This window comes from Hydrocarboniphaga sp. FW305-C-57 (assembly GCF_058783045.1).
Genome location: NZ_JBYSYG010000003.1, coordinates 357,151 through 381,355 on the forward strand (window position 1 = coordinate 357,151; position 24,205 = coordinate 381,355).

The 24,205-nt window shown below is 66.8% G+C and carries 20 protein-coding genes; 18 read left to right on the forward strand and 2 right to left on the reverse strand.

The features are described from left to right. The first annotated feature begins 225 nt into the window (after window positions 1-225). Window positions 226-2,331 (forward strand): amidohydrolase family protein, encoded by a 2,106-nt coding sequence (locus tag AC3WUM_RS08975; RefSeq protein WP_492409884.1) that lies wholly within the window; start codon window positions 226-228, stop codon window positions 2,329-2,331. A 23-nt stretch (window positions 2,332-2,354) separates the two neighbouring features. Here AC3WUM_RS08975 and glgA read toward each other — a convergent pair whose 3' ends face one another. Beyond that, window positions 2,355-3,791, reverse strand: coding sequence for a glycogen synthase GlgA (gene glgA / locus AC3WUM_RS08980; protein ID WP_492409885.1), 1,437 nt, complete (start codon window positions 3,789-3,791; stop codon window positions 2,355-2,357). Between the two features lie 116 nt (window positions 3,792-3,907). Between glgA and glgB the strand changes: the two genes are divergently transcribed. From glgB to AC3WUM_RS09050, 14 genes are all read left to right on the forward strand, one after another. Further along, complete coding sequence (gene glgB, locus AC3WUM_RS08985) at window positions 3,908-5,809, forward strand: 1,4-alpha-glucan branching protein GlgB (protein WP_492409886.1); 1,902 nt, start codon at window positions 3,908-3,910, stop codon at window positions 5,807-5,809. A gap of 556 nt (window positions 5,810-6,365) precedes the next feature. Beyond that, window positions 6,366-7,151, forward strand: a complete 786-nt coding sequence (gene flgG / locus AC3WUM_RS08990) for a flagellar basal-body rod protein FlgG (RefSeq protein ID WP_492409887.1) — start codon at window positions 6,366-6,368, stop codon at window positions 7,149-7,151. Between the two features lie 15 nt (window positions 7,152-7,166). Beyond that, on the forward strand, window positions 7,167-7,808 hold the full coding sequence (flgH, locus tag AC3WUM_RS08995) for a flagellar basal body L-ring protein FlgH (RefSeq protein WP_492409888.1): 642 nt from the start codon (window positions 7,167-7,169) through the stop codon (window positions 7,806-7,808). An 11-nt stretch (window positions 7,809-7,819) separates the two neighbouring features. After that, entirely contained in the window at window positions 7,820-8,935 is a 1,116-nt protein-coding gene (locus tag AC3WUM_RS09000) for a flagellar basal body P-ring protein FlgI (RefSeq protein ID WP_492409889.1), read from the forward strand. A 12-nt stretch (window positions 8,936-8,947) separates the two neighbouring features. Continuing rightward, complete coding sequence (gene flgJ / locus AC3WUM_RS09005) at window positions 8,948-9,871, forward strand: flagellar assembly peptidoglycan hydrolase FlgJ (protein WP_492409890.1); 924 nt, start codon at window positions 8,948-8,950, stop codon at window positions 9,869-9,871. 8 nt (window positions 9,872-9,879) lie between these two features. Next, entirely contained in the window at window positions 9,880-11,760 is a 1,881-nt protein-coding gene (flgK, locus tag AC3WUM_RS09010; RefSeq protein WP_492409891.1) for a flagellar hook-associated protein FlgK, read from the forward strand. 11 nt (window positions 11,761-11,771) lie between these two features. After that, a complete protein-coding gene (flgL, locus tag AC3WUM_RS09015) occupies window positions 11,772-12,971 on the forward strand; it encodes a flagellar hook-associated protein FlgL (protein ID WP_492409893.1) in 1,200 nt (399 codons plus the stop codon). Between the two features lie 76 nt (window positions 12,972-13,047). Beyond that, window positions 13,048-13,923 carry an alpha/beta fold hydrolase gene (locus AC3WUM_RS09020; RefSeq protein WP_492409894.1) on the forward strand — a complete coding sequence of 292 codons (876 nt, stop codon included), beginning with the start codon at window positions 13,048-13,050 and terminating at the stop codon, window positions 13,921-13,923. Window positions 13,924-14,086: 163 nt separating this feature from the next. Continuing rightward, window positions 14,087-14,467 carry a hypothetical protein gene (locus AC3WUM_RS09025; protein WP_492409895.1) on the forward strand — a complete coding sequence of 127 codons (381 nt, stop codon included), beginning with the start codon at window positions 14,087-14,089 and terminating at the stop codon, window positions 14,465-14,467. A 167-nt stretch (window positions 14,468-14,634) separates the two neighbouring features. Beyond that, the gene (rplU, locus tag AC3WUM_RS09030; protein ID WP_492409896.1) at window positions 14,635-14,946 is read left to right on the forward strand and encodes a 50S ribosomal protein L21; all 312 of its coding nucleotides are present in this window, start codon (window positions 14,635-14,637) and stop codon (window positions 14,944-14,946) included. A gap of 29 nt (window positions 14,947-14,975) precedes the next feature. Further along, on the forward strand, window positions 14,976-15,233 hold the full coding sequence (gene rpmA / locus AC3WUM_RS09035) for a 50S ribosomal protein L27 (RefSeq protein ID WP_492409897.1): 258 nt from the start codon (window positions 14,976-14,978) through the stop codon (window positions 15,231-15,233). A gap of 68 nt (window positions 15,234-15,301) precedes the next feature. Beyond that, window positions 15,302-16,408, forward strand: coding sequence for an Obg family GTPase CgtA (gene cgtA / locus AC3WUM_RS09040; RefSeq protein WP_492409898.1), 1,107 nt, complete (start codon window positions 15,302-15,304; stop codon window positions 16,406-16,408). 7 nt (window positions 16,409-16,415) lie between these two features. Further along, window positions 16,416-17,537 (forward strand): glutamate 5-kinase, encoded by a 1,122-nt coding sequence (gene proB / locus AC3WUM_RS09045; protein WP_492409899.1) that lies wholly within the window; start codon window positions 16,416-16,418, stop codon window positions 17,535-17,537. Between the two features lie 88 nt (window positions 17,538-17,625). Further along, a complete protein-coding gene (locus AC3WUM_RS09050; RefSeq protein WP_492409900.1) occupies window positions 17,626-18,321 on the forward strand; it encodes a DUF2490 domain-containing protein in 696 nt (231 codons plus the stop codon). Window positions 18,322-18,404: 83 nt separating this feature from the next. Here the strand turns inward: AC3WUM_RS09050 and rpsT are convergent, their stop codons facing one another. Next, the gene (rpsT, locus tag AC3WUM_RS09055) at window positions 18,405-18,668 is read right to left on the reverse strand and encodes a 30S ribosomal protein S20 (protein WP_492409901.1); all 264 of its coding nucleotides are present in this window, start codon (window positions 18,666-18,668) and stop codon (window positions 18,405-18,407) included. 109 nt (window positions 18,669-18,777) lie between these two features. On the opposite strand from rpsT, the gene murJ reads away from it, so the two are divergent. The 3 genes from murJ (at window position 18,778) to ileS (ending at window position 24,205) form a co-directional block, all read left to right on the forward strand. Then, window positions 18,778-20,334: a murein biosynthesis integral membrane protein MurJ gene (gene murJ, locus AC3WUM_RS09060; RefSeq protein WP_492409902.1), complete on the forward strand. Its 1,557-nt coding sequence runs from the start codon at window positions 18,778-18,780 to the stop codon at window positions 20,332-20,334. Window positions 20,335-20,371: 37 nt separating this feature from the next. Next, window positions 20,372-21,292: a bifunctional riboflavin kinase/FAD synthetase gene (ribF, locus tag AC3WUM_RS09065; RefSeq protein ID WP_492409903.1), complete on the forward strand. Its 921-nt coding sequence runs from the start codon at window positions 20,372-20,374 to the stop codon at window positions 21,290-21,292. 126 nt (window positions 21,293-21,418) lie between these two features. Then, window positions 21,419-24,205, forward strand: a complete 2,787-nt coding sequence (gene ileS / locus AC3WUM_RS09070) for an isoleucine--tRNA ligase (protein ID WP_492410001.1) — start codon at window positions 21,419-21,421, stop codon at window positions 24,203-24,205.

Below are 24,205 nucleotides of genomic sequence, written 5' to 3' on the forward strand. Positions count from 1 at the left end.
AGAGCGTCACGCCGATGCCGGTAGGAAGCTGAACGTAGGGCAGGGTAACAATCCTTCTTGCGGAACTCAATGATACTGATTCGCATTTACATAAATAAAAGAGGCTCGCAACAGGCACCACCGTCCATTGTCCCAAGCCGCGATCCGGCAGGAAAACCCCGTCGCGGCGGGGCCCTGCTTCGGCTAGCCTCGCGCGCTCACTGATCAACCCAACTAAGGTTTTGCATGTCTTGCAGCGGATTGCGCCGCCTGGCGATGGTCGTCGGGCTGCTCTGTGCCGGTTCCTTCGGTTTCGGCAGCAGCGCCGCCTGGGCCGCGCCCGAGGAATTCGAGGTGCTGTTCCAGGGCGAGGTCGCCGGCTCGATGAAAGTCGAGCGCAAGGCCGATCGCATCGCGGTGGATTTCCGCTATCGCGACAACGGCCGCGGCCCGGACTACAAGGAAACCATCCGGCTCGATGCGGCCGGCCATCTGCTCGAATACCGCATCGACGGTACCTCCACTTATGGAGCACCGGTGCGCGAAAGCTACTCGCGCACGGGCGCGCAGACGCGCTGGAGCTCGATGGTCGACAGCGGCTCGGCCGTCACCAAGGAGCCGGCCGGCTACGTGCCGGTGGAAGCCTCGCCGTACATGACCGCGCTGCTCGTGCAGCAGGCGCTGACGATGCCCGAGGGCCGCATGGGCGTGCTGCCGATGGGCTCGCTGCAGGTGCGCCGGGTCAAGACGCTGGCGGCCGATGGGGCGACGCCCGCGCTCGTGATGGTGGAGATGACCGGCCTCGATCTGCAGCCCGGTTATCTGTGGTTCACCGACGGCCCGCTGCCGCGTTTCTTCGCGATGGTCTCGCCGGGCTATGTCGCGATCCTGCCTCGTGGCAGCGCGAGCCTGGTCGAAACGCTCGAAGCCGCGCAGCTCGAGGCCGAAGACGCCTGGGCCGGCGAACTCGCGAACACGCTGCCGCATCATCTGCCCGAGCCGATCGTGATCCGCAACGCGCGCGTGTTCGATTCGGAGAACGCGCGGTTGTTGCCGGGTTTGCGTGACGTCTACGTGTTCCGCGGGCGCATCGCCGAGATCAAGCTCGCGGGTTCCGACGCGCGCGAGCCGGGCACCGAGATCGATGCGCAGGGCCGCACGCTGCTGCCGGGCCTGTTCGACCTGCACGCGCACGAAGACCCCAACGCGAGCGCGCTGCAGCTCGCGGCCGGCGTGACGACGGTGCGCGACATGGGCAACGACAACGACATGCTCGATTCGCTGATCCGGCGCATCGAGATCGGCGACCGCATCGGTGCGCGCATCGTGCCGGCGGGTTTCATCGAAGGACGCAGCGAGTTTTCGGCGCGCGGCGGCTTCGTCGTCGGCGGCCTCGACGAAGCCAGGAACGCGGCAGACTGGTACGCGCAGCGCGGCTACCGGCAGCTCAAGCTCTACAACTCGGTGAAGCCCGAATGGGTGGAGCCGCTGGCGACTTACGCGCACGACCAGGGGCTGCGCGTGAGCGGGCACATTCCGGCCTTCATGCGTGCCGAAGAAGCCGTGCGCGCGGGCTATGACGAGCTCACGCACATCAACCAGGTGCTGCTCAATTTCCTCGTCCAGCCCGGCGACGACACGCGCACCCTGCAGCGCTTCTACCGCATCATGGAGAACGCGCATGCGCTCGACCTGAACTCCGAGCCCGTGCGGCATTTCATCGACCTGCTCAAGCAGCGCGGTATTTCGGTGGATGCCACGCTCGCGGTGTTCGAAGACATGTACCAGCGCCAGGGCCAGATGCATCCGAGCTACGCGATGGTGGCCGATCATTTTCCGCCGGCGATGCAGCGCACGCTGCGCAAGAGTTCGTTCGACGTCACGCCGGCCAACGCGGCGCGCTACAAGGCCTCGTACGACAAGATGGGCGAGATGGTCGTGGCCTTGCACAGGGCCGGCGTGCCGCTGGTGGCGGGCACCGATTTCATCCAGGGTTTCACGCTGCATCGCGAGCTCGAGCTCTACGTGCGCTACGGCATTCCGGCCGCCGAAGCGCTCAAGATCGCGACCTACAACGGTGCGCGCTACACGAATACGCTCGATCGCCTCGGCAGCATCACGCCCGGCAAGCTCGCCGATCTGGTACTCGTCGACGGCGACCCGACGCGCGACATCAACGCGATCCGCTCACCGATGCTGACGATGCAGCAGGGCGTGGTGTTCTTTCCGAACGAGATCTATCCGCGCTTCGGCATCCAGGCCTTCGTCGGTCAGCCGCTCATGAAGATTCGCGAAGACCGAAATTCCGGCGAGGTCAGGCCTTACGCACCGATGCGCCATCGTCATCACTGACGGCGCATCGGTGATCGGATCGCTCAGGCCCGATAGAGCTTGAGATACTCGGCCGCCGCGCGCTCCCACGAGAAATCGCGCTCCATGCTGGCGAGCTGCATCTGCTTCCAGACGCGCGGATTGTTCTGCTTGAGCTCGATCGCGCGTTCCACGCCCCAGAGCACGCCGCCGACGTCGGCGTGTTCGAAATGCACGCCGGTGGCGCTGCCGTTGGCGATGTTCTCGACGCTCGCATCGGTGACCGTGTCGGCGAGCCCGCCGGTGCGGCGCACGACCGGGATCGTGCCGTAGCGCTGGCTGTACATCTGGTTGAGTCCGCAGGGTTCGAAGCGCGAGGGCATCAGGAAGATGTCGGCTCCGGCCTCGACGAGGTGTGCGAGCCGCTCGTCGTAGCGCAGATGCGTGCCGACGCGGCCCGGATAGCGTGTCGTGGCCTCGCGCCAGGCCTGCTCCTGTTGCTTGTCGCCCGAGGCCAGCACGGCGAACTGCAGCTTCGGATGGCGGATCAGCAACGCGTCGAGTGCGCCGAGCACGAGATCGCTGCCTTTCTGCTCGGCCAGCCGAGTGACGATGCCGACGACGGTCGCCTCGCTGTCCTCGGCGAGCCGCAGCTCGTGCTGCAGCGCTTTCTTGTTGGCGTTCTTGCCCTGCTTGAGGCTCGCCGGCGAAAAGCGCCGCGCGATGAGCTTGTCGGTGGCCGGCGACCAGGCTTCGGTTTCGACGCCGTTGACGATGCCGACGAGCTGGCCCGAGCGCCAGCGCAGCAGGCCGTCGAGCCCGTTGCCGTATTCGGGCGTCTGGATTTCACGCGCGTAGTTCGGGCTCACCGTGGTGATGACGTCGGCCGCCGAAAGCCCGGCTTTCATGAAGTTGAAGCCGCCGTGCATCTCGACGCCGTCGATCGCCCAGAGCTGGCGTGGCAGGCCCAGAAAGTCGAAGGCCTCGCGGCCGAACCAGCCCTGGTAGGCGATGTTGTGGATTGTGAAGATCAGGCGCGGACGCGGGTTCTCGGTCGACAGCCAGGACAGCGCCGGGCCAGTCTGCCAGTCGTTGGCGTGAACCACGTCGGCGCGCCAACCGGTGGCGCCGAGCGCGAGCCCGTGCACGGCCTCGCAGAAGCAGCCGAAGCGCCAGGCGTTGTCGGCGAAATCGCGGCCGAATTCGTCGCGATACGGATCACCCGCGCGGTCGTAGAGATAGGGCGCGTCGACCAGCCAGATCGTCAAGGGCGTATCGGGCAACTGGCCTTCGAGGATGCGGAAATGCTGGCCGCGCAGATGCAGATCACCGATTTCGCGGACGTTCCCGAGCCTGTCGGCAAGCCCGCGATACGCCGGCAGCACCACGCGCACCTCGACGCCCGCGCGGGTGAGGGCCAGCGGCAGGGCGTAGGCCACGTCGGCCAGGCCGCCGGTCTTGATCAGCGGCCAGCATTCGCTGGCGGCGAAAAGCACGCGCATGAGGCGATCCGAATCCTTGGTTCAGGTCATAGGGGCGAAACTGCCCGTAGGATAGTGGCCTGCGAGTCGCCTCGCGACCGCGCTTTCCTAAGATTCCAGACAAGGACTTCGACCGCGTGACTTCCAAAGTGCCCGCTGCGCTCGCCGATTTCGATCGGCACCTGTTCGGCGAAGGCCGGCACTGGCACGCGCAGCAATTTCTCGGCGCGCATGCCTCGGAGGCGCACGGCATCGCGGGAACGCGGTTTGCCGTCTGGGCCCCGCATGCCAGGGCGGTGAGCGTCGCGGGCGATTTCAACGCCTGGAGCAACACCGCACATCCGCTGCGCGGCAGCGACAGCGGCGTCTGGGAAGGCTTCGTCGCCGGCGTCGGCCCGGGTGCGCTCTACAAGTTCGCGATCCAGACACGGCACGGCCAATGGCTGCTCAAGTCCGACCCGTATGGCCGCCTGTTCGAAATGCGGCCGGCGACCTCGAGCGTGGTGGTCGCCCCATCGGCGCATGTCTGGACCGACGCGGACTGGATCGCGCGCCGCCTCGAAACCGATTGGCAGCGCGGCCCGGTTTCGATCTACGAGCTGCACCTGGGCTCGTGGCAGCGCGAGGCCGACGGTGGGTTCCTGAACTATCGCGAGATCGCGCGCCGGCTCGTGCCCTACGTGGTCTCGATGGGCTTCACGCACGTGGAGCTGTTGCCGGTGTCCGAGCATCCGTTCGACGGTTCCTGGGGTTATCAGACCATCGGGCTGTATGCGCCGACGCGCCGGCATGGCGAACCCGACGACTTCCGCTGGTTCGTCGATTACTGCCATGCGAACGGCATCGGCGTGATCCTCGACTGGGTGCCCGCGCATTTCCCGAAGGACGCGCACGGCCTGCGGCAGTTCGATGGCCTGCCGCTGTACGAGTATCCGGAGCCGCATCGCGGCGAGCATCCCGAATGGGGCACGCTGATCTACGACTACGGCCGGCCGCAGGTACGCAATTTCCTGATGTCGAACGCGCTGTACTGGATCGAGGAGTTCCATATCGACGGCCTGCGCGTCGATGCGGTGGCTTCGATGCTCTACCTCGACTACGGGCGCAATCCGGGCCAATGGCAGCCGAATCGCTACGGCGGCCGCGAGCATCTCGAAGCCGTGCAGTTTCTGCGCGACTTCAACCAGGCCGTGCGCGAAGTGCATCCGGGCGCGCTCGTGATCGCCGAGGAATCCACCTCGTGGCCCGATGTCACCGGCGCGGTGGAGCACGGCGGGCTCGGCTTTTCGATGAAGTGGGACTTGGGCTGGATGCACGACTCGCTCGACTACTTCAAGCGCGACCCGATTCACCGGCGCTATCACGCCAACCATCTGACCTTCGGCTTCATGTACGCCTGGACCGAGCGCTTCGTGCTGCCGCTGTCGCACGACGAAGTCGTGCACGGCAAGAGCCCGCTGATCTACAAGATGCCCGGCGACGAGTGGCAGAAGTTCGCCAACCTGCGCCTGCTGTTCGTGTTCATGTGGACGCGGCCTGGCAAGAAACTGCTGTTCATGGGCGGCGAATTCGCGCAGACGCGCGAGTGGAATCACGATCGCGAACTCGACTGGGGGCTCGACACGAAGCCGCTGCACGCAGGTGTGCGCGCACTGATCGGCGATCTGAACCGGCTGCATCGTGAGCTGCCGGCGCTGCATGAGCTCGATGCGGAGCCGCACGGCTTCACCTGGATCGACTGCAACAACGTCGACGAATCGATCTTCGTCTACCGGCGGCGCGATGCCGCCGGTCGCGAGGTGGTGATCGTGCTCAATGCGACGCCGGTGGTGCGGGCGAATCATCGGATCGCGCTGCCGAGCGCAGGCGTCTGGATCGAGCGGCTCAACTCGGACGCGCTCGGCTATGGTGGCAGCGGGGTCGGCAACGCCGGGCGCGTGGTGGCGGTCGAGGAGCCGTGGATGTCGCTGGACTGCAGTGCCTGGATTACGGTGCCGCCGTTGGGGGCGCTGGTGCTCGAGGCGCCGGCTGTGAGCTGAGGGTTTTATGTCGGCTGTCGGCCTGTGGGCCGAGTTACTTCCGGACAGGACGTCCAGCTGCTCCTGCGCGCGCCTACCGCCGGCACTGCCAGGGAGTGAGCCTCTACGGCTAGGGCTCGCTCTCGCTGCGCTCCGCCGAGATTTTTCAGCGCTAGGCTGCCTTGCCTGTCCTCTCTCCCGCCTGCGGGAGAGAGTCCCGCCGGAGGCGGGGAGAGAGGGGTCATCCGCAACGTGAGCTCCCTCTCCGAGCTTCCCCTCTCCCGCAAGCGGGAGAGGGGGCAATCAACAGCGGCCGCAGCTTCGCTTCTGATTCATTGATCCATGGTGACGCCCCAAGCATGCGAGCAGCGCAGATGACTTCGCGCCGATGCACAAGCCAAGAAATCAGGCCCCGACCGGCGAGGTTGAAAGCTCCCAGCGCACAGCTGTGCCCCGGTAGGCCGGCAGACCCCTCAAGTCCGCCGCCGTCTTTTTGACACGCCCTCCCGCACACCCCCTGGCCCAGGACTTGTACTGGCAGGCCAAACGCCGACTCTCCGGCGTGCGGAGCCAGCACATGAACTCAGCCCTCTGGGTCGCCAAGACCGGTCTCGATGCGCAGCAGACGCGCATGGCCGTGGTGTCCAACAACCTCGCCAACGTCAATACGACGGGTTTCAAGCGCGGCCGCGCGAATTTCGAAGACCTGCTGTACCAGAACGTGCAGACCGCCGGCGCCCAGAGCAGCACGCAGACGCAGCTGCCGTCGGGCCTGTCGATCGGCACCGGCGTGCGCATCGGGGCCACCGAGAAGATGTTCGCGCAGGGCAACCTGCTGCAGACCAACAACTCGCTCGACGTGGCGATCAACGGCCGCGGCTTCTTCCAGATCCTGATGCCCGACGGCACCATGGCCTATTCGCGCGACGGCAGCTTCCAGCTCGACAGCCAGGGCCAGATCGTCAACGACCAGGGCTTTCCGCTGCAGCCGGGCCTGCAGATTCCGCAGGGCGCGCAGGACGTCAGCATTTCGGCCGACGGCATCGTCTCGGTGACGCTCGCCGGGCAGTCGACGCCGCAGCAGGTCGGCACGCTGACGCTGGCCGATTTCATCAACCCGGCCGGCCTGCAGCCGCGCGGGGACAATCTCTATGCGGAGACCGCGGCGAGCGGTTCGCCGCAGACCGGCACGCCCGGGCTCAACGGCATCGGCTCGCTCGCGCAGGGCTCGCTGGAATCCTCGAACGTCAACGTCGTCGAGGAAATGGTCAGCATGATCGAGACGCAGCGCGCCTACGAAATGAACTCGAAGGCGATCTCGACGACCGACCAGATGCTGCAGTTCATCACCAGCAATCTTTGAGGGATGAGCGTGGCCATGCGTGCCTTCATTCTGACCGCGGTCGCCGCCTCGCTGGCCGGCTGCGCCGCGAGCGCGAGCCGTCCGGTCGTCGAAGCCTCCGCGCCGACGCTGCCGCTGGCGAGCGCCGAAGCGGGCGCTATCTATTCGAGCGGCGGCGGGCTCGCGCTGTTCGAGGACAACAAGGCGCGCAACGTCGGCGACGTGCTGACCGTGGTGCTCGTCGAGAGCACGCAGGCGAAGAAATCGGCGGCGACGAGCACGAGCAAGAAGCAGGATGTCTCGCTCGGCGACATCAGCGCCTTCGGCAAGGATCTGACCTACGGCGTCGGCTTCAATGGCGATCGCAGCTTCGCTGGCAAGGGCGACACGAGCCAGAGCAATTCGCTGTCGGGCAGCGTCACCGTGACCGTGGTGCAGCGCTACGCCAACGGCAATCTGCTCGTGCGCGGCGAGAAGCAGTTGCAGCTCAACCAGGGCTCCGAAGTCGTCAAGCTCGAAGGCCTGGTGCGCGCGGCCGACATCAGCACCGCCAACACGGTGTCGTCGGATCGCGTCGCCAACGCGCGCGTGACCTATGCGGGCCGCGGAGCGCTCGCCGACTCGAATGCGCAGGGCTGGCTCGCGCGCTTCTTCTCGTCGCCCTGGATGCCGTTCTGAGGAGCGCCCGAATGCTACGCAAAGCTTTCAAGTCGTCGCTGTTGTCCGCGCTGCTCGCCGCGAGCGCACTGAACGCCGCCCACGCCGAGCGCGTCAAGGATCTGGCGAGCGTGCAGGGCGTGCGCACGAACCATCTTGTCGGCTATGGCCTCGTCGTCGGCCTCGACGGCACCGGCGACCAGACCACGCAGGCTCCGTTCACGGTGCAAAGCCTCAAGAGCATGCTGCAGCAGCTCGGCGTGACGGTCCCGCCCAACGTCAATCCGCAGCTCAAGAACGTCGCGGCCGTTGCGTTGTCGGCCGAACTCCCGCCGTTCTCCAAGCCCGGGCAGATGATCGATGTCACCGTCGCCTCGATCGGCAACTCGGGCTCGCTGCGCGGTGGCGCGCTGCTGATGGCGCCGCTGAAAGGCGCGGACGGTCAGGTCTACGCGATCGCGCAGGGCAACGTCGTCGTCGGCGGGCTCGGCGTTTCGGGCAAGGACGGTTCGCGCGTCAGCGTCAACGTGCCGAGCGCCGGCCGCATTCCGAACGGCGCTTCGGTGGAACGCGCGGTGCCGGGCGCTTTCGATGGCGCCGGCGATCTGCTGCTGAACCTGCACACGCCGGATTTCACCACCGCCGCGCGACTCGCCGACGGCATCAACGCGGCGTTGCATTCGCCGGTCGCACGCGCGCTCGACGCGGTGACGGTGTCGGTACAGGCACCGAGTGACTCGAACCAGCGCGTGCTGTTCATGGCTACGCTCGAAGCCATCGACGTGAGCCCCGGCGATGCGCCGGCGCGCGTGATCGTCAATTCGCGCACGGGCACCGTCGTCATCAGCAGCCTCGTCACCGTGAGACCCGCCGCGGTCGCGCACGGCAGCTTGTCGGTGACGATCGCCGAGCGTCCCATCGTGAGCCAGCCGGCCGCGTTCTCGGACGGGCAGACCGTCGTCGTTCCGCAGTCGGCGATCGAAGTGACGCAGTCCGGCGGAACGATGTTCAAGTTCGCCTCGGGCGTGAACCTCGACGACATCGTGCGCGCGGTGAACCAGATCGGCGCTGCGCCGGGCGATCTCGTCGCGATCCTCGAAGCGCTCAAGCAGGCCGGCGCGCTGCGCGCCGAGCTCGTGGTCATCTGAGGGCGCGTCGCCATGTCCGCCCAACCCTTGTCTGCACAGCAGCTCAACGCGCTCGATTTCTCGCAGTACGCGGGCCTGCGCGCGGCCGCCAAGCAGAACGATCCGGCTGCGCTCAAGCAGGCGGCGCAGCAGTTCGAGGCGCTGTTCACGCAGATGATGCTCAAGAGCATGCGCGACGCGCTGCCGGGCGATTCCACGCTCGGCGCGCAGGGTGATTTCTATACGAGCCTTTACGATCAGCAGCTGTCGACGACGCTTGCTAGCGGCAAGGGCATGGGCCTTGCCGATCTGCTCGTGAAGCAGCTTGCGCAGTCTTCAGATGCAGCGGGCGCGGCTTCCGCCTCGGTGAATTCCGCAAGCTCGATCGCGGCGTATTCGAAGACGGCGAAGCGAGCCGCAATCGATGAACCCGGCGAAGTCGGTGCCAGCGAATGGACGCCCGGCGATGCCGACAGTTTTCTCGATGCGATCCGTCCGCACGCCGAAAAAGCCGCGCAGGCGCTCGGCGTTCCGACGCGCGCGATCATGGCCCAGGCCGTGCTCGAGACCGGCTGGGGACGCCGCATTCCGCGCGACACTGACGGCCGGCCGACGCTCAATCTGTTCGGCATCAAGGCCGGTTCGAATTGGAGTGGCAAGACCGTCGAAACAGGAACCCAGGAATACGTCGATGGTGAGTTCCGCGACGAGTCCGCGCGCTTCCGCGCCTACGGCTCGCTGTCCGAAACCTTCGACGATTACGTCAAGTTCCTGAGCCGCAATCCGCGCTATGTCGAAGCCCTGCGCAAGGACAGCGTCGGCGACTTCGCGCAGGGCCTGCAGAAAGCCGGCTATGCGACCGACCCGGCTTACGCGCGCAAGATCGTCGACGTCGCCAACAGCCGCGACATGAGCGCGGCGCTGACGCGTGGCAAGCCGCGTCTCTACAGCGTCTAGGAGAACACATGAGCTCCGATCTGCTGGGCATTGGTTCCTCCGCGCTGATGGCATATCGCGCGGCGCTCAACGTCACCGGCCAGAACGTCGCCAACGCGAACACCGCGGGCTACACGCGCCAGCGCATCGAGCTGCAATCGAGCACGCTCGGCACGACCGCGGCCGGCGTCAGCGTGCGCAGCATCGCGCGACTCGGCGATCAGCTCGTCACGCAGCGGCTCATCGCGCAGGACAGCAGTCATTCGCGCATCTCCACCTTGTCGTCGCAGGCCGCGCAGACCGATGGCTGGCTATCGGGTTCGACCACGGGCCTGTCGAAACCGCTCGAAAATTTCTTCGACGCGATCAACAGCCTCGCAGCGAGTTCCTCGTCGACAGCTTCGCGCCAGGTGGTATTGCAGGGCGCGCAGACGATGGCGTCGCGCTTCAACGATCTGCAGGCCAATTTCAATACGAGCGATCGCGACGTCGATGCGCGTCTGGTCGATGCGACGTCGACGATCAATTCGCTCGCCAGGCAGGTCGCGACGCTCAATCAGCGCATCGGCGAAGCGGCGACGACGAATCCGGGCCAGACGCCGAACGAGCTGCTCGATCAGCGCGATCAGCTCGTGCGCAAGATCGCCGAGCAGGTCGGCATCGAGACGAGCACGGCCGACGACGGCTCGATCAACATTTCGCTCGGCAGCGGGCAGTCGCTCGTGCTCGGCAGCCAGGCTTCCACGTTGAGCGTCGCGAACGACGAATTCGGCCGTCCGCGCGAACTCATGCTGAGCAGCGGCGGCGGCGCTCCGGTGTCGGTCAGCAACCAGGTCTCGGGCGGCGTTATCGGCGGCCTGCTCGACTATCGTCGCGAAGTGCTCGATCCGGCGATGGCGCGGCTCGGCAGCATGGCGGCGGCCTTCGCGGCTGCGGTCAACGCGCAGCATGCCGAAGGCATGGATCAGTACGGCCAGATGGGCGGCGATCTGTTCACGATGCCGACCGGCACGGTGAGCGCCGCGAGCGCCAACACAGGCAATGCGAAAGTGGCCGCCGCCTTGAGCGACGTCGACACCGCGGGCGCTCAGGATTACGTGCTGAGCTACGACGGCGCGCGCTGGAACATGAGCAGTGTGAGCAGCGGCGCTTCGATCGCGCTGAGCGGCAGCGGCACGGCCGACGATCCGCTCGTCGGTGGCGGCCTGAGCCTGAGCTTGAGCGGCAGCGCGAATGCCGGTGATCGCTTCCTCGTGCAGCCTACGCACAGCGCGGCCGGCCAACTCAAGCTCGCGATCAGCGATCCGGCGCGGCTCGCGGCTTCGAGCCCCGTGCGCACTAGCGTCGGCGCCAGCAACACGGGTGTCGCGACGATCGGCGCGCCCGAAGTGCTCGATGCGAGCAACGCTGCCTTGCTCGACAACGCGACGATCGCCTTCACCTCGGCCGGTCGCTTCACGATCAACGGCAGCGGCGACTACGCGTACACCTCGGGTGGCGCGATCGAGTTCAACGGCCTGCGCGTGCGGATCAGCGGAACGCCCGCGAGCGGCGATACGTTTTCGCTGAGCCGCAGCGACGGTAGTTCGGGCGACAACGGCAACGCGGTTGCGCTCGCAGCGATCGCCGACCTCGGCCTGCTCGACGGCGGTCGCCTGAGCCTGTCTGGCGCGAACAGCGCGCTGGTGTCGAAAGTCGGCTCGCAGGCGGCGCAGGCGAGCGTACAGCTCGATGCGCAGACCACGCTGCGCTCGCAGCTGCAGAGCGAGCGCGATTCGCTGTCCGGCGTGAACCTCGACGAGGAAGCGGCCGATCTGATGCGCTATCAGCAGGCTTACCAAGCCGCCGCGCAGGTGGTGTCGATGGCGAACACGCTGTTCGACTCGCTGCTGGCCGCGGTGCGGCGATAAGGGAGTAGACGATGAGCATTCGGGTCACCAGCGCGGGCATGGCGGAGCAGGGCATCGCGGTCATGCAGGCGCAGATGCAGGCGCTGTCCAAAGTGCAGACGCAGCTCGCGACCGGCGCGCGCTTCCAGCGCGCGGGTGAAGATCCGGTCGCCGCGGGTCAGTCGCTCAACATCGAAAAGGCGCTCGCGGACCTCGGCCGCTGGAAGAGCAACATCGGCTCGGCCAGCGACCGGCTGTCGCTCGAGGAAACCACGCTCGCGAGTTCGGTCTCCACGCTCGATCGCGTGCGCCAGCTCGCCTTGCAGGCCAACTCGGACACGCTGAGCGATTCCGATCGCGCCTCGATCGCCAAGGAGATGAAGGAGCGGCTGACCGAACTCGTGGCGCAGGCGAATACGCGCGACGGGCAGGGCGTCTACCTGTTCTCGGGCAGCCGCAGCGACAGCCGGCCTTTCGAGCGCACCGCGAGCGGCGTGCGCTACCAGGGCGACACGCTGAGCGCTTCGCTGCCGATCGGCTCCAACCGCAATGTCGCGCTGAGCGACAACGGGCAGGACGTGTTCATGGCGTTGCCGTCGGGCGACGGCCGGCTCGCGGTCGGTGCGTCGGCTACGAACAAGGGCCTCGCGAGCGTGCAGGACGTGCACTTCACCGATGCGAGCCAGTGGGACGGCACAAGCTATCGCCTGCGCATCGAAGACGGCCAGTACAGCGTGCTCGATGCGAACGACGGTGTCGTGGCCAGCGGCCGTTATGAATCGCAGGTGGCGATCCAGTTTCGCGGCGCTTCGATCACGCTCGTCGGCGATCCGTCCGATGGCGACGAATTCACGCTCGGGGCCAGCCAGCAGCAGGACATCTTCAGCACCGTGCAGAACCTCGTCGATCTGGTCTCGAGCGGCGGCCGCAGTCCGGCGCAGCGCACGCAGGACCAGACGCGCATGTTCAATGCGCTCAAGTCGCTCGATACCGCGATCGACCATCTCGGCAACGTGCGGGGTGGCGTCGGTGCAAGGCTCAACGCGATCGAAGACGCCGAAGCGCAGCTCGAGACGCGCTCGACGCAGCTGCAGGAGCGGCTGGCCGGCTTGCGTGAGGCCGATTACGTCGAAACCGCGGCGCGGCTGTCGCAGACCGAGACCGCGCTGCAGGCCGCGCAGCAGAGCTATCTGAAGGTTCAGGGGCTCAGCCTGTTCGACTACATGAAGTAGTCGGCAGGCAAGCGTCCGCAGAGTAGGCGTCGGCCTCTGTGGTCGGCGCGCACGGCCGCCGCGCTACTATGGACGGATGAACGACAAGACCCGCTCCGGCGCCGCCTTCGAAGTGCGCCGCTACCCCGTCCCGGGCGGCATCGCGGTCACAGCCGATGTCGGCGGCGACCCGCGCCACCCGGCTGTCATCCTGACCCACGGCGGCGGCCAGACCCGGCATTCCTGGCATGGCGCGATGCGTGAGCTCGTCGCCCAGGGCTATCACGTCATCAATCTCGATGCGCGCGGCCATGGCGACAGCGACTGGTCGCCCGACGGCGTCTATTCTGTTGAACTGCTTTCCGACGACCTCCAGGCGGTGATCGCCACGCTGCCGAACCCGCCGGCGCTCGTCGGCGCCTCGATGGGCGGCATCACTTCGCTCCATGCGGTCGGCACCAGCGATCGGCGCATCGCTAGCGCGCTGATCCTCGTCGACGTGGTGCCGCGCGTGGAGGCGGCCGGCGGCGCCAAGATCATGGCCTTCATGCGTGCCAGGCCCGAAGGCTTCGCCAATCTCGAGGAAGCGGCCGACGCGGTCGCCGCCTACAACCCGCATCGTCCGCGTCCGCGCGACATCTCCGGGCTCATGAAGAACCTGCGCCTGCGCGAGGACGGCCGGCTGCACTGGCACTGGGATCCGCGCTTCCTGAGCATGTACCCGCCCGAGCCGCCGATCGTCACCGAGCGCCTGCTCGAAGCCGCGGCGCGGGTTCGCGAGCCGACCCTGGTCGTGCGCGGCCTGCAGAGCGACATCGTGTCGGAGGCCGGCATCGAGGAATTCCGTCGCTACCTGCCGTCGCTCGAAGTGTTCGATGTCCCGGGGGCCGGGCACATGGTCGCGGGCGACCGGAACGACGCCTTCAACCAGGGCGTCACCGACTTTCTGCGCCGGCATCATCCGGCGCGTTGAGCCCGGGGCGTTTTGCACTGGGGCGCGAAGCCGGCCAGCAGAATGCCGGCCTGGCCAGGCTGCCGAAAAAATCGCCAGGGTCTGAGCACCGACCGCGCGCGCGGCTCCCGACGCAGGCACCGCTTTTGCGTATGGAGGTGGACGATCCTGCCGAGGCGACGCCATGACCACCCTGCGCGAAAGCACCCACTCCGACCTTCCGATCGCCATCGGCCTGCATCCGATTCGCAGGGAGGGCCAGCCTGGCCGTGGCGTCAATGCCGGCGCGCTGGTCGATCTGATCGATCGCTGCCTCGAGCACGGCAGCGCAGAGAAGCGCCGTCACTACATCGATGAAATCGTCGTGCGCACCGAAGCCTGTGTCGACGCGGGCGTGATCGACGCGATGACCTCCGACGAGGCGCTGCCGATGCACTGGGCCCACTTGAAGGACATCACCGACGAGATGACACGGGTGCCGCTGGGCTCGCGCCGGCTCGACCAGTGCCTCGGCCGGCTCAAGCTCGCCCTGCGGCATGTATCCGCCGGCTCGTTTTCGGCTTAGAAAGCAGCAGCGGAGCCCGGTCGTCGGCTGGCTTCGGACCAGCCGGCTCGGTTGTGACAAAAGCATTGACGATTGGAGGCCCGGTCACTAGAATCCCGCCTCCCTACGGCAGCCCCCGACTTCCAAAGTCTGCTGCCACCGCTCGGAAACGTCTTTTGGAGCAGCCGATGTACGCCGTCATCAAGACCGGAGGCAAGCAGTATCGCGTTGCCGCTGGCGAACAGCTCAAAGTGGAAAGCCTGGTTGCCGAAGTCGGCGCGACCATCTCCTTCGAACAGGTGCTCCTGGTCGGCGAAGGCGAAAGCGTCAAGGTCGGCGCTCCGTTCGTTTCGGGTGGTGTCGTGACCGCTGAAGTGGTCCGTCACGGCCGTGGCGACAAGATCCGCATCATCAAGCACCGTCGCCGCAAGCACTATCACAAGGAACAGGGCCATCGCCAGAACTTCACGGAAGTGAAGATCACCGGCATCACGGCCTAAGTCCAGACTCAAGATTCCGGAGCACAGTCATGGCACATAAAAAAGCAGGCGGTAGTACCCGCAACGGTCGCGATTCCAAGTCCAAGCGTCTTGGCGTGAAGCTGTTCGGTGGCCAGGCCGTCATCGCAGGCAACATCATCATCCGCCAGCGCGGCACGCAGTATCACGCGGGCACCGGCACCGGCATCGGCAAGGATCACACGATCTTCGCCAAGGTCGATGGCAAGGTGGCCTTCGTCGCCCGTGGCCCGAAGAACCGCACCTACGTGGACGTCGTCGCGGCTTAAAGCCCGGCGCCACGCAAGGTGCAAAAAGCCCCGTTCTGACGGGGCTTTTTTGTGGTCGGAGCATTGCAATGAAATTCGTCGACGAAGCGCTCATCGAGGTTTACGCCGGTGATGGCGGCAACGGCTGCGTGAGCTTTCGGCGCGAGCGCGCGATTCCGTTCGGTGGCCCGGACGGCGGTGACGGCGGCGACGGCGGCAGCGTCTACGCGGTGGCCGATTACAACCTCAACTCGCTGGCCGATTTCCGCTTCACGCGCGTGTTCCGCGCCGAGCGCGGCGAGAACGGCCAGACCTCGGAATGCACCGGGCACGGGGGCGCCGATCTCGAAATTCCGATGCCGCTCGGCACGCTGATCTACGACACCTCGACCGAGGAACTGATCGGCGAACTCACGCGTCGCGGCAGCCGCATCAAGATCGCGCAGGGCGGCTTCCACGGGCTCGGCAACAAGCGCTTCAAGTCGAGCACCAACCGGGCGCCGCGCAAGTCGACGCCGGGTTCGCCGGGCGAGCAGCGCGAACTGCGGCTCGAGTTGTCGCTGATGGCCGACGTCGGCCTGCTCGGCATGCCGAATGCGGGCAAGTCGACGCTGTTGTCGTCGGTGTCGGCCGCGCGGCCGAAGATCGCGGACTATCCGTTCACGACACTGTATCCGCAGCCCGGCGTGGTCGCGGTCGGCGAGCATCGCTCGTTCGTGATGGTCGACGTGCCGGGACTCATCGAGGGTGCGGCCGACGGTGCCGGCCTCGGCATCCGCTTCCTCAAGCACCTGCAGCGCACGCGACTGCTGCTGCACATGGTCGACGTGATGCCGCCCGATGGCAGCGACATCGCCGAGAACATTCGCGTGATCAACGCCGAGCTCGCCGAGTTCAGCGAAGAGCTGTCGGGCCGCGAGCAGTGGCTGTGCTTCAACAAGATCGACGTGCTCGCACCCGTAGAGCGTCAGGAACTCATCGACAGGACGCTCGCCGAACTCGGCTGGCAGGGCCGCTGGTTCGCGATCTCGGCGGCCACGCGCGAGGGCTGCGACGTGCTCGCGCGCGAGGCGATGGCCTGGGTCGAGGCGCATGCGCCGGTGATCGAGGACGAGCCCGAGGACGAGCCGGATGTGATGCCGGAGCGTCCGCCGCACGAGCAGCAGCTGTCCGACGAAGACGACGACAACCAGTAAAGACTGCATGGACCGTCAAACCCTGACCCGCGCCAAGCGCTGGGTGATCAAGATCGGCAGCTCGCTGGTGACCGCCAAGGGCCAGGGGCTGGACCGCGAAGCCATCGCCGACTGGTGCGCGCAGATCGCCGCATTGCGCGCCGAAGACCGGCAGATCGTGCTGGTGTCCTCGGGCGCGGTCGCCGAAGGCATGGCGCGGCTGGGTCTCAAGAAGCGCCCGAGCATCCTGCACGAGCTGCAGGCCACTGCCGCGGTCGGGCAGATGGGCCTCGTGCGCGCCTGGGAACTCGGCTTCGAGGCGCACGGCCTGCGCGCGGCGCAGATCCTGCTGACGCATGAGGACGTGGCCGATCGCGGCCGCTATCTCAATTCACGCAGCACGCTGACGACCCTGCTCGAATTCGGCGTGGTACCGGTCGTCAACGAGAACGACACCGTTTCGACCGACGAAATCCGTCTCGGCGACAACGACACGCTCGGGGCGATGACGGCCAATCTGATCGAGGCCGATCTGCTCGTGATCCTGACCGACCAGGACGGCCTGTTCGATTCCGATCCGCGCAACAACCCGGACGCCAAGCTGGTTTCCGAAGCCTCGCTCGCCGAGCCGCAGCTCGCGGCGATGGCCGGCGACAGCAAGGGCGTGCTCGGTCGCGGCGGCATGCGCACCAAGCTGTCGGCGGCCAACATCGCGGCGCGTAGCGGGGCGGCGACGGTGATCGCGCACGGGCGCGCGCCCGAGGCGCTGCTGCAGATCGCGCGCGGGCAGAGCATCGGCAGCCTGCTCAAGCCCGCGCAGACGGTGATGGCGGCGCGCAAGCGCTGGATCGCCGGGCAGCTGCAGGTTCGCGGCCAACTGCATCTCGACGAGGGCGCTGCGCAGGTGCTGCGCGCGCAGGGCAAGAGCCTGCTGCCGGTCGGTGTGAAGCGCGTCGAAGGGCAGTTCGATCGCGGTGATCTGGTCGCCTGCCTGGCTCCGGACGGGCGTGAGATCGCGCGCGGACTCGTCAATTACGGGCACGTCGAAGCGCTGCGCATACTCGGGGCCAGGCGCGAGGAACTCGCGCAGCGGCTCGGCTATCCGGGCGAGCCCGAGCTCGTGCATCGCGACAACCTGGTTCTCGTTTAGTTGTAAAAGGCGAACGTCGCGATCAAAGCGACGTATCCTTGGACGCTCCGGCACTTCGCTGCCGCTGCATCGAATCAAAGATCCAAGGATGAAAAAGACGCTCCTGCTGCTCGCCGGCCTGCTGATCTCCTCGCAGGCTGCGGCCGAAACCATCACGCAGCAATCCGGCTGGGCCGCCTGGAACGGCAGCTTCAAGTTCAGCGAGCACTGGGGTTCGCTGAGCGACGTGCAGATTCGCTCGGGCGACAACTGGGCCGACACGCAGAACCTGATGTTCAGGCCCGGGCTCACGTACTTCATCAATTCGCACAGCAACTTCACGGTCGGCTATCTGTGGAACGGCACCTTGAATGCGCCGGGCCACGATCTGGTCGAGCATCGCATCTGGCAGCAGTACATCCACGTGCAGCAGCTCGGCTTGGTGCCGCTCACGCATCGCTTACGCCTGGAGCAGCGATTCATCGAGCAGGCTTCGGGCGGTGACCGGCGCTTCGCACAGCGCCTGCGCTACCTCGCGCGCGCGGTGATTCCGGTCGCTCACTCGGAAGGCGCATTCACGCACGGGCCGTTCATCGGCCTGCAGAACGAAGCCTTCTTCAACCTGCAGCATCGCGACGCGGTGAACGGCGCCTTCTTCGACCAGAACCGCGCGTATCTGGCGGGCGGCTTCCGGCTCAGCAAGCAGATCGATCTCGAACTCGGCTATCTGAACCAGTACATCAACGGCCGCGTCAACGACACGCTCAACCACGTCGTGCAATTCGCCCTGTATACGCGCTTCTGAGCGCGGGTTTTGCGGACGCTGGACAAACGAAAACGCGGGCCTTGAGGCCCGCGTCGTACCACTTTCAACAAAGCTGCGTCAGATCAGGCGAGTGCCTTGAGGTGCGCGAGCAGGCGGCTCTTGTGGCGAGCGGCCTTGTTCTTGTGGATCATGCCGCGATCGGCGTAGCGATCGAGAACCGGCACCATTTCCTTGTAGGCGGCTTCGGCAGCGGTCTTGTCCTTGGCGTCGAGGGCCTTGACGACCTTCTTGACGTAGGTGCGGATCATCGAGCGCTGGCTCGCATTGCGGGCACGGGCTTTCTCGGACTGACGTGCGCGCTTGCGGGCGCTAGCGGTGTTGGCCAAAGTGAAACTCCAAAAATGAGGCGACAAATCGAAGGGGCGCTAGTATTGTGATCGACCCCCTGGTTGTCAATCTTCCCGACGGCCGAAAAGCTCGTCCAGACGGCCTCGCATGTCCCGATCCCTGCTCAAATCCACGAGTATCGTCAGCGGCCTGACGCTCGCCTCGCGCGTGCTCGGCCTGGTTCGCGAAATCACGCTCGCCCGGGCCTTCGGCGCCGGACCGCTGCTCGACGCCTTCTTCGTCGCGCTGATGCTGCCCAACCTGGGCCGGCGCATTTTCGCCGAAGGCGCGTTCTCGCAGGCCTTCGTGCCGGTCTTCACCGAGACGCACAAGAGCCAGGCGCACGAGAACGTGCGCGATCTGGCCGCGGTGGTCATGGGCACGCTCGGCGGGGTGCTCGCGCTGGTGACCCTGATCGGCTGCCTCGCGGCCCCGCTGCTGGTCTGGGCTTTCGCGCCGGGCTTTCGTTCCGACCCGGCGCAGGAGGCGCTCGGGGCCGATCTGCTGCGCTGGACCTTTCCTTATCTGATGTTCATTTCGCTGACCTCGATGGCGGGCAGCATCCTGAACAGCTACGGGCGCTTCGCGGTGCCGGCCGCGGCCCCGGTGATCCTGAACCTCTGCATCATCGGCTCGGCCTGGATTTCGGCCGATTCGGTCATGGTGCTGGCCTATGCGGTGTTCCTGGCCGGCGTGCTGCAGCTGCTGTCGCAGCTGCCGTCGCTGGCGCGGCTGCGGCTGCTGCCGGCTCCGCGCTTTTCGCTGCGCGATGCGCGCGTGAAGCGCATCGCCGGCCTGATGCTGCCGGTGGTGATCGGCTCGTCGGTGGCGCAGGTGAGCCTGCTGCTCAACACGAGCCTGGCGACGCTGATCGCCGACGGCGCGGTGAGCTGGCTCAATTTCGGCAGCCGCCTGATGGAATTCCCGACCGGCATCTTCGCGATCGCGGTCGGCACCGTGATCCTGCCGGCGCTGTCGGCCAGGCACACCGATCGCTCGCCCGAGCAGTTTTCGGCGACGCTCGACTGGGGCCTGCGCACGATGCTGCTGCTCGGCCTGCCGTCGGCCGCGGGCCTGATCGTGCTCGGCGGGCCGCTGACCGCGACCCTGTTCGGCCACGGCCGGTTCGGCGAGCACGACGTGCTCATGACGACCTGGACCGTCTGGGCCTACGGCTTCGGCTTCATGGGCTTCGCGCTCGTGAAGGTGCTCGTGCCGGGCTTCTACGCGCGCCAGGAGACCAGGCTGCCCGTGCGCTTCGCGACCATCGGCCTGTTCTGCGGCATGGCGCTGAGCCTGACGACTTTCCTGGTCTCGCGCCGGCTCGGCGTCGAGGGCGCGCACGTGGGCCTGGCGCTGTCGACCTCGCTGACGGCCTGGGTCAATTCGACGCTGCTGTATTGCCGGCTGCGCCGCGATGGCATCTACGCGCCTTCGGCTGGCTGGATGCGCTTCGGCACGCAGCTGTTCGTCGCTACCGCGCTGATGGCACTGGTCGCCTGGGCCGGCGCGCGGGCCGACTGGATGGCCTTGCCGGTGACCGGCCGCGTGCTGCGCCTGTCGGCGACGGTGGCGGCCTGTGGGCTCGCCTACTTCGGCAGCCTCGCGCTCATGGGCCTGCGTCCGCGGCATCTGCTGATGGGGCGGCGCGGCGGGGCGGTATAATTTCGACCCTTCCTTATTCCGGCCTGCCCGACGTCCCATGGAGCTGATCCGCGGCTTTCACAATCTGCGTGACGAGCATCGCGGCTGTGTGCTGACCATCGGCAATTTCGACGGCATGCACCTGGGGCATCTGGCGCTCGTGCGCAAGACGCAGGAGCTGTCGCAGCGCTTCGGGCTGCCCGCCACGGCGCTGACCTTCGAGCCATCGCCGCGCGAATTCTTCCAGGGCGACAAGGCCCCGCCGCGCGTGACGACTTTCCGCAGCAAGCTCGCGGGCCTGGCGGCGAGCGGGCTCGATCGGGCCGTGATCGCGCGCTTTTCGGGTGAACTCTCCAAATGCCCGGCCGGCGATTTCGTCGACGAATACCTGGTGCGCCGGCTCGGCGTCGCGGCCATCGTCGTCGGCTACGACTTCCGCTTCGGCCAGAAGCGCGAAGGCGACGAAACCGTGCTGCGCAGCCGCCACGGCCACGAGGTGCACGTCGTCAGCCAGGTGCTCGTCGGCGGCGAACGCAGCAGCTCGACGGCCTTGCGCGAGGCGCTCGCCGAGCCGGACTTCGAGCGCGTCGAGCGCCTGCTCGGTCGCCGCTATGCGCTCCTCGGCCGCGTGCGCCACGGCTTGCAGCTCGGCCGCACGCTCGACATGCCCACCGCGAACATCGACCTGCATCGTCCGCTGGCCTTGCGCCACGGCGTCTACGCGGTGCGCGGCAAGGTGCGCGGACGCTGGTGGGACGGCGTCGCGAGCATCGGCGTGCGCCCGACCATCGGCACCACGCGCTGCCTGCTCGAAACCCATCTGTTCGGCGACTGCGGCGACATCTACGGCGAGGAGATGGTCGTCGAATTCCGCGCCTGGCTGCGGCCGGAGCTGAAGTTCGATTCGCTGGCCGAACTGGCCGCCCGCATGCAGCAGGATGCCGAAGACGCCCGCCGAATTCTGAGCGCCGCCGCCTGAGACTGGCGGCCAGCGCCTTATCCCGATTTTCTTGAAGTGACCACCGTGAACGACGCGACAAAAGACACGACCCAAGCCGGGGCCGAATACAAGACCACCGTCAACCTGCCGGAAACCGCGTTTCCGATGCAGGCCAACCTCGCCAAGCGTGAGCCGGACTGGCTCGCGCGCTGGGAAGCGCAGGGTCTCTACGCGCAGATCAGCGCCGCCACCGCGGAGCTGCCCGCGTATCACTTCGTCGATGGCCCGCCGTATGCGAACGGCGACATCCACATCGGCCATGCGGTCAACAAGGTGCTCAAGGACATCGTCGTCAAGAGCGCGCGTCTGGCCGGCCATCACGCGCCGTTCGTGCCGGGCTGGGATTGCCACGGCCTGCCGATCGAGCTGCAGGTGGAGAAGAAGTTCGGCAAGGTCGGCGAGAAACTCGATGCGGCCGCGTTCCGCGCCAAGTGCCGCGAATACGCGCTCGAGCAGGTCGAACGCCAGCGCGCCGATTTCAAGCGCCTGGGCATTCTCGCGGACTGGGAAAAGCCCTATCTGACGATGCAACCGGCCTACGAGGCCGAGCAGCTGCGCGTGCTGGCGCGCATCGTCGACAACGGCCACGTCGTGCGCGGTTTCAAGCCGGTGCACTGGTGCCTCGATTGCGGATCGTCGCTCGCCGAGGCCGAAGTCGAATATCAGGACAAGCAGTCGACCGCGATCGACGTCGCATTCGCCGCCGTCGATGTCGCGGAGACGGCGAAGCGTTTCAAGGCATCGGGCGTCGAATCGATCGGCTTCGTGATCTGGACGACCACGCCGTGGACCTTGCCGGCGAACCAGGGCATCAGCCTCGGCGCGGACATCGATTACGCGCTCGTGCGCTTCGAAGGCCAGAGCAGCGCGCTGGTCGTCGCCGAGCAGCTCGTCGGTCCGCTCGCGCAGCGTTACGGCGCGAGCCGGTTCGAGGCGCTCGGCGTTGCGAAGGGCAGCGCACTCGAAGGCCTGCGCGCGCAGCATCCGTTCGTGAATCGCCAGGTTCCGCTGATCACCGGCGAGCACGTCACGCTCGATGCGGGCACGGGCCTCGTGCACACCGCGCCGGCGCATGGCGTCGACGACTACATCGTCGGCCAGCGCTACGGTTTGCCGGTCAACAATCCGGTGGGGTCCGACGGCAAGTTCGTCGTCGGCACGCCGGTCGTCGAAGGCCAGCACGTGCGCAAGGCCGAAGAGCCGATTCTCGCCGCGCTGCGCGAGGCGAACGCGCTCGTGCATGCCACGAGCATCACGCACAGCTATCCGCATTGCTGGCGCCACAAGACGCCGCTGATCTTCCGCGCGACGCCGCAGTGGTTCATCGCGATGGACGTCGCCGGCCTGCGCGGCGCGGCGCTCGAAGCGATCGACCAGACGCGCTGGATTCCGGGCTGGGGCCGCGATCGCATTCACGGCATGGTCGCGGATCGTCCCGACTGGTGCATCTCGCGCCAGCGCACCTGGGGCGTGCCGCTGTCGCTGTTCGTGCACAAGCAGACGCAGGAAAAGCATCCGAAGTCCGGCGAGCTGCTGCGCAAGGTGGCCGACGCGATCGAAACCGGCGGGCTCGAAGCCTGGTTCGGCTCGACCGTGGCCGACTGGCTGCCGGCGGGCGAGGCCGAGCAGTACGACAAGTGCCCGGACACGCTCGACGTCTGGTTCGACTCGGGCAGCGCATTCCAGTGCTCGTTCAAATCGACCAATCCGGGCGCGATCGGTGCCGACGGCCTCGCGCCGCAGGCCGACATGTATCTCGAAGGCTCGGACCAGCATCGCGGCTGGTTCCATTCCTCGCTGCTCAACTGCGTCGCCACGCGTGGTGCTTCGCCGTACAAGGCCGTGCTCACGCACGGTTTCACGGTCGACGAGCAGGGCCGCAAGATGAGCAAGTCGCTCGGCAACGTCGTCGCGCCTCAGCAGGTGCTCAAAACGCTCGGTGCCGACGTGCTGCGCCTGTGGGTTTCGGCCAGCGATTACAGCGGCGAAATCGCGATCAGCGACAACCTGCTCAAGCGCATGGCCGATGCGTATCGCCGCATCCGCAACACCGTGCGCTACCTGCTCGGCAACCTGCATGGCTTCGACGTGACGAGCGATCTGGTCGCACCGGGCGAGATGCTCGCGATGGACCGCTGGGCGATCGCGCAGGCGGCGAGGCTGCAGGATGAAATCCGCGATGCCTACGCGGTGCAGCAGTTCCATCAGGTCTACCAGAAGCTGCACAACTACTGCGTCGTCGATCTCGGCGGCCTGTATCTCGACGTGCTTAAGGATCGCCTCTACACGACGGCGCCGAAGAGCCTCGCGCGGCGCAGCGCGCAGACCGCGCTGCTGCATATCGCCGAGGCGATGGTGCGCTGGATCGCGCCGGTGCTGTCGTTCACGGCCGATGAGATATGGCAGCTGCTGCCGGGCGATCGCTCGCAGTCGATCTTCGCTCAGCAGTTCTACGAGCTGCCGGGCGTCGATCTGTCGAACGACGGCATCGACTGGACGCGTCTCGCCGCCGCGCGCGAAGCGGTCAAGAAGCAGCTCGAGGAGCTGCGTGCGGCCGGCACGATCGGCTCCGGCCTCAATGCGAGCGTGCAGCTCTATGCCGATGGCGAGCTCGCGCAGACGCTCGCCAAGCCCGGCGACGAGCTGCGTTTCTGGTTCATCACGTCCGGTGCGAGCGTGCGTCCGTTCGCCGATGCGCCCGCGGGCGCGGCGACGGTGACGCTCGAGAATGGAGACAAGCTCGCGCTGCAGGCGCAGGCCTCGCCGTACGAGAAGTGCGAACGCTGCTGGCATCAGGTCGCCGATGTCGGCGCCGACGCCGAGCATCCGACGCTGTGCGGACGCTGCGTGAGCAACGTGTTCGGCGACGGCGAAAGCCGTCACGTCATTTGA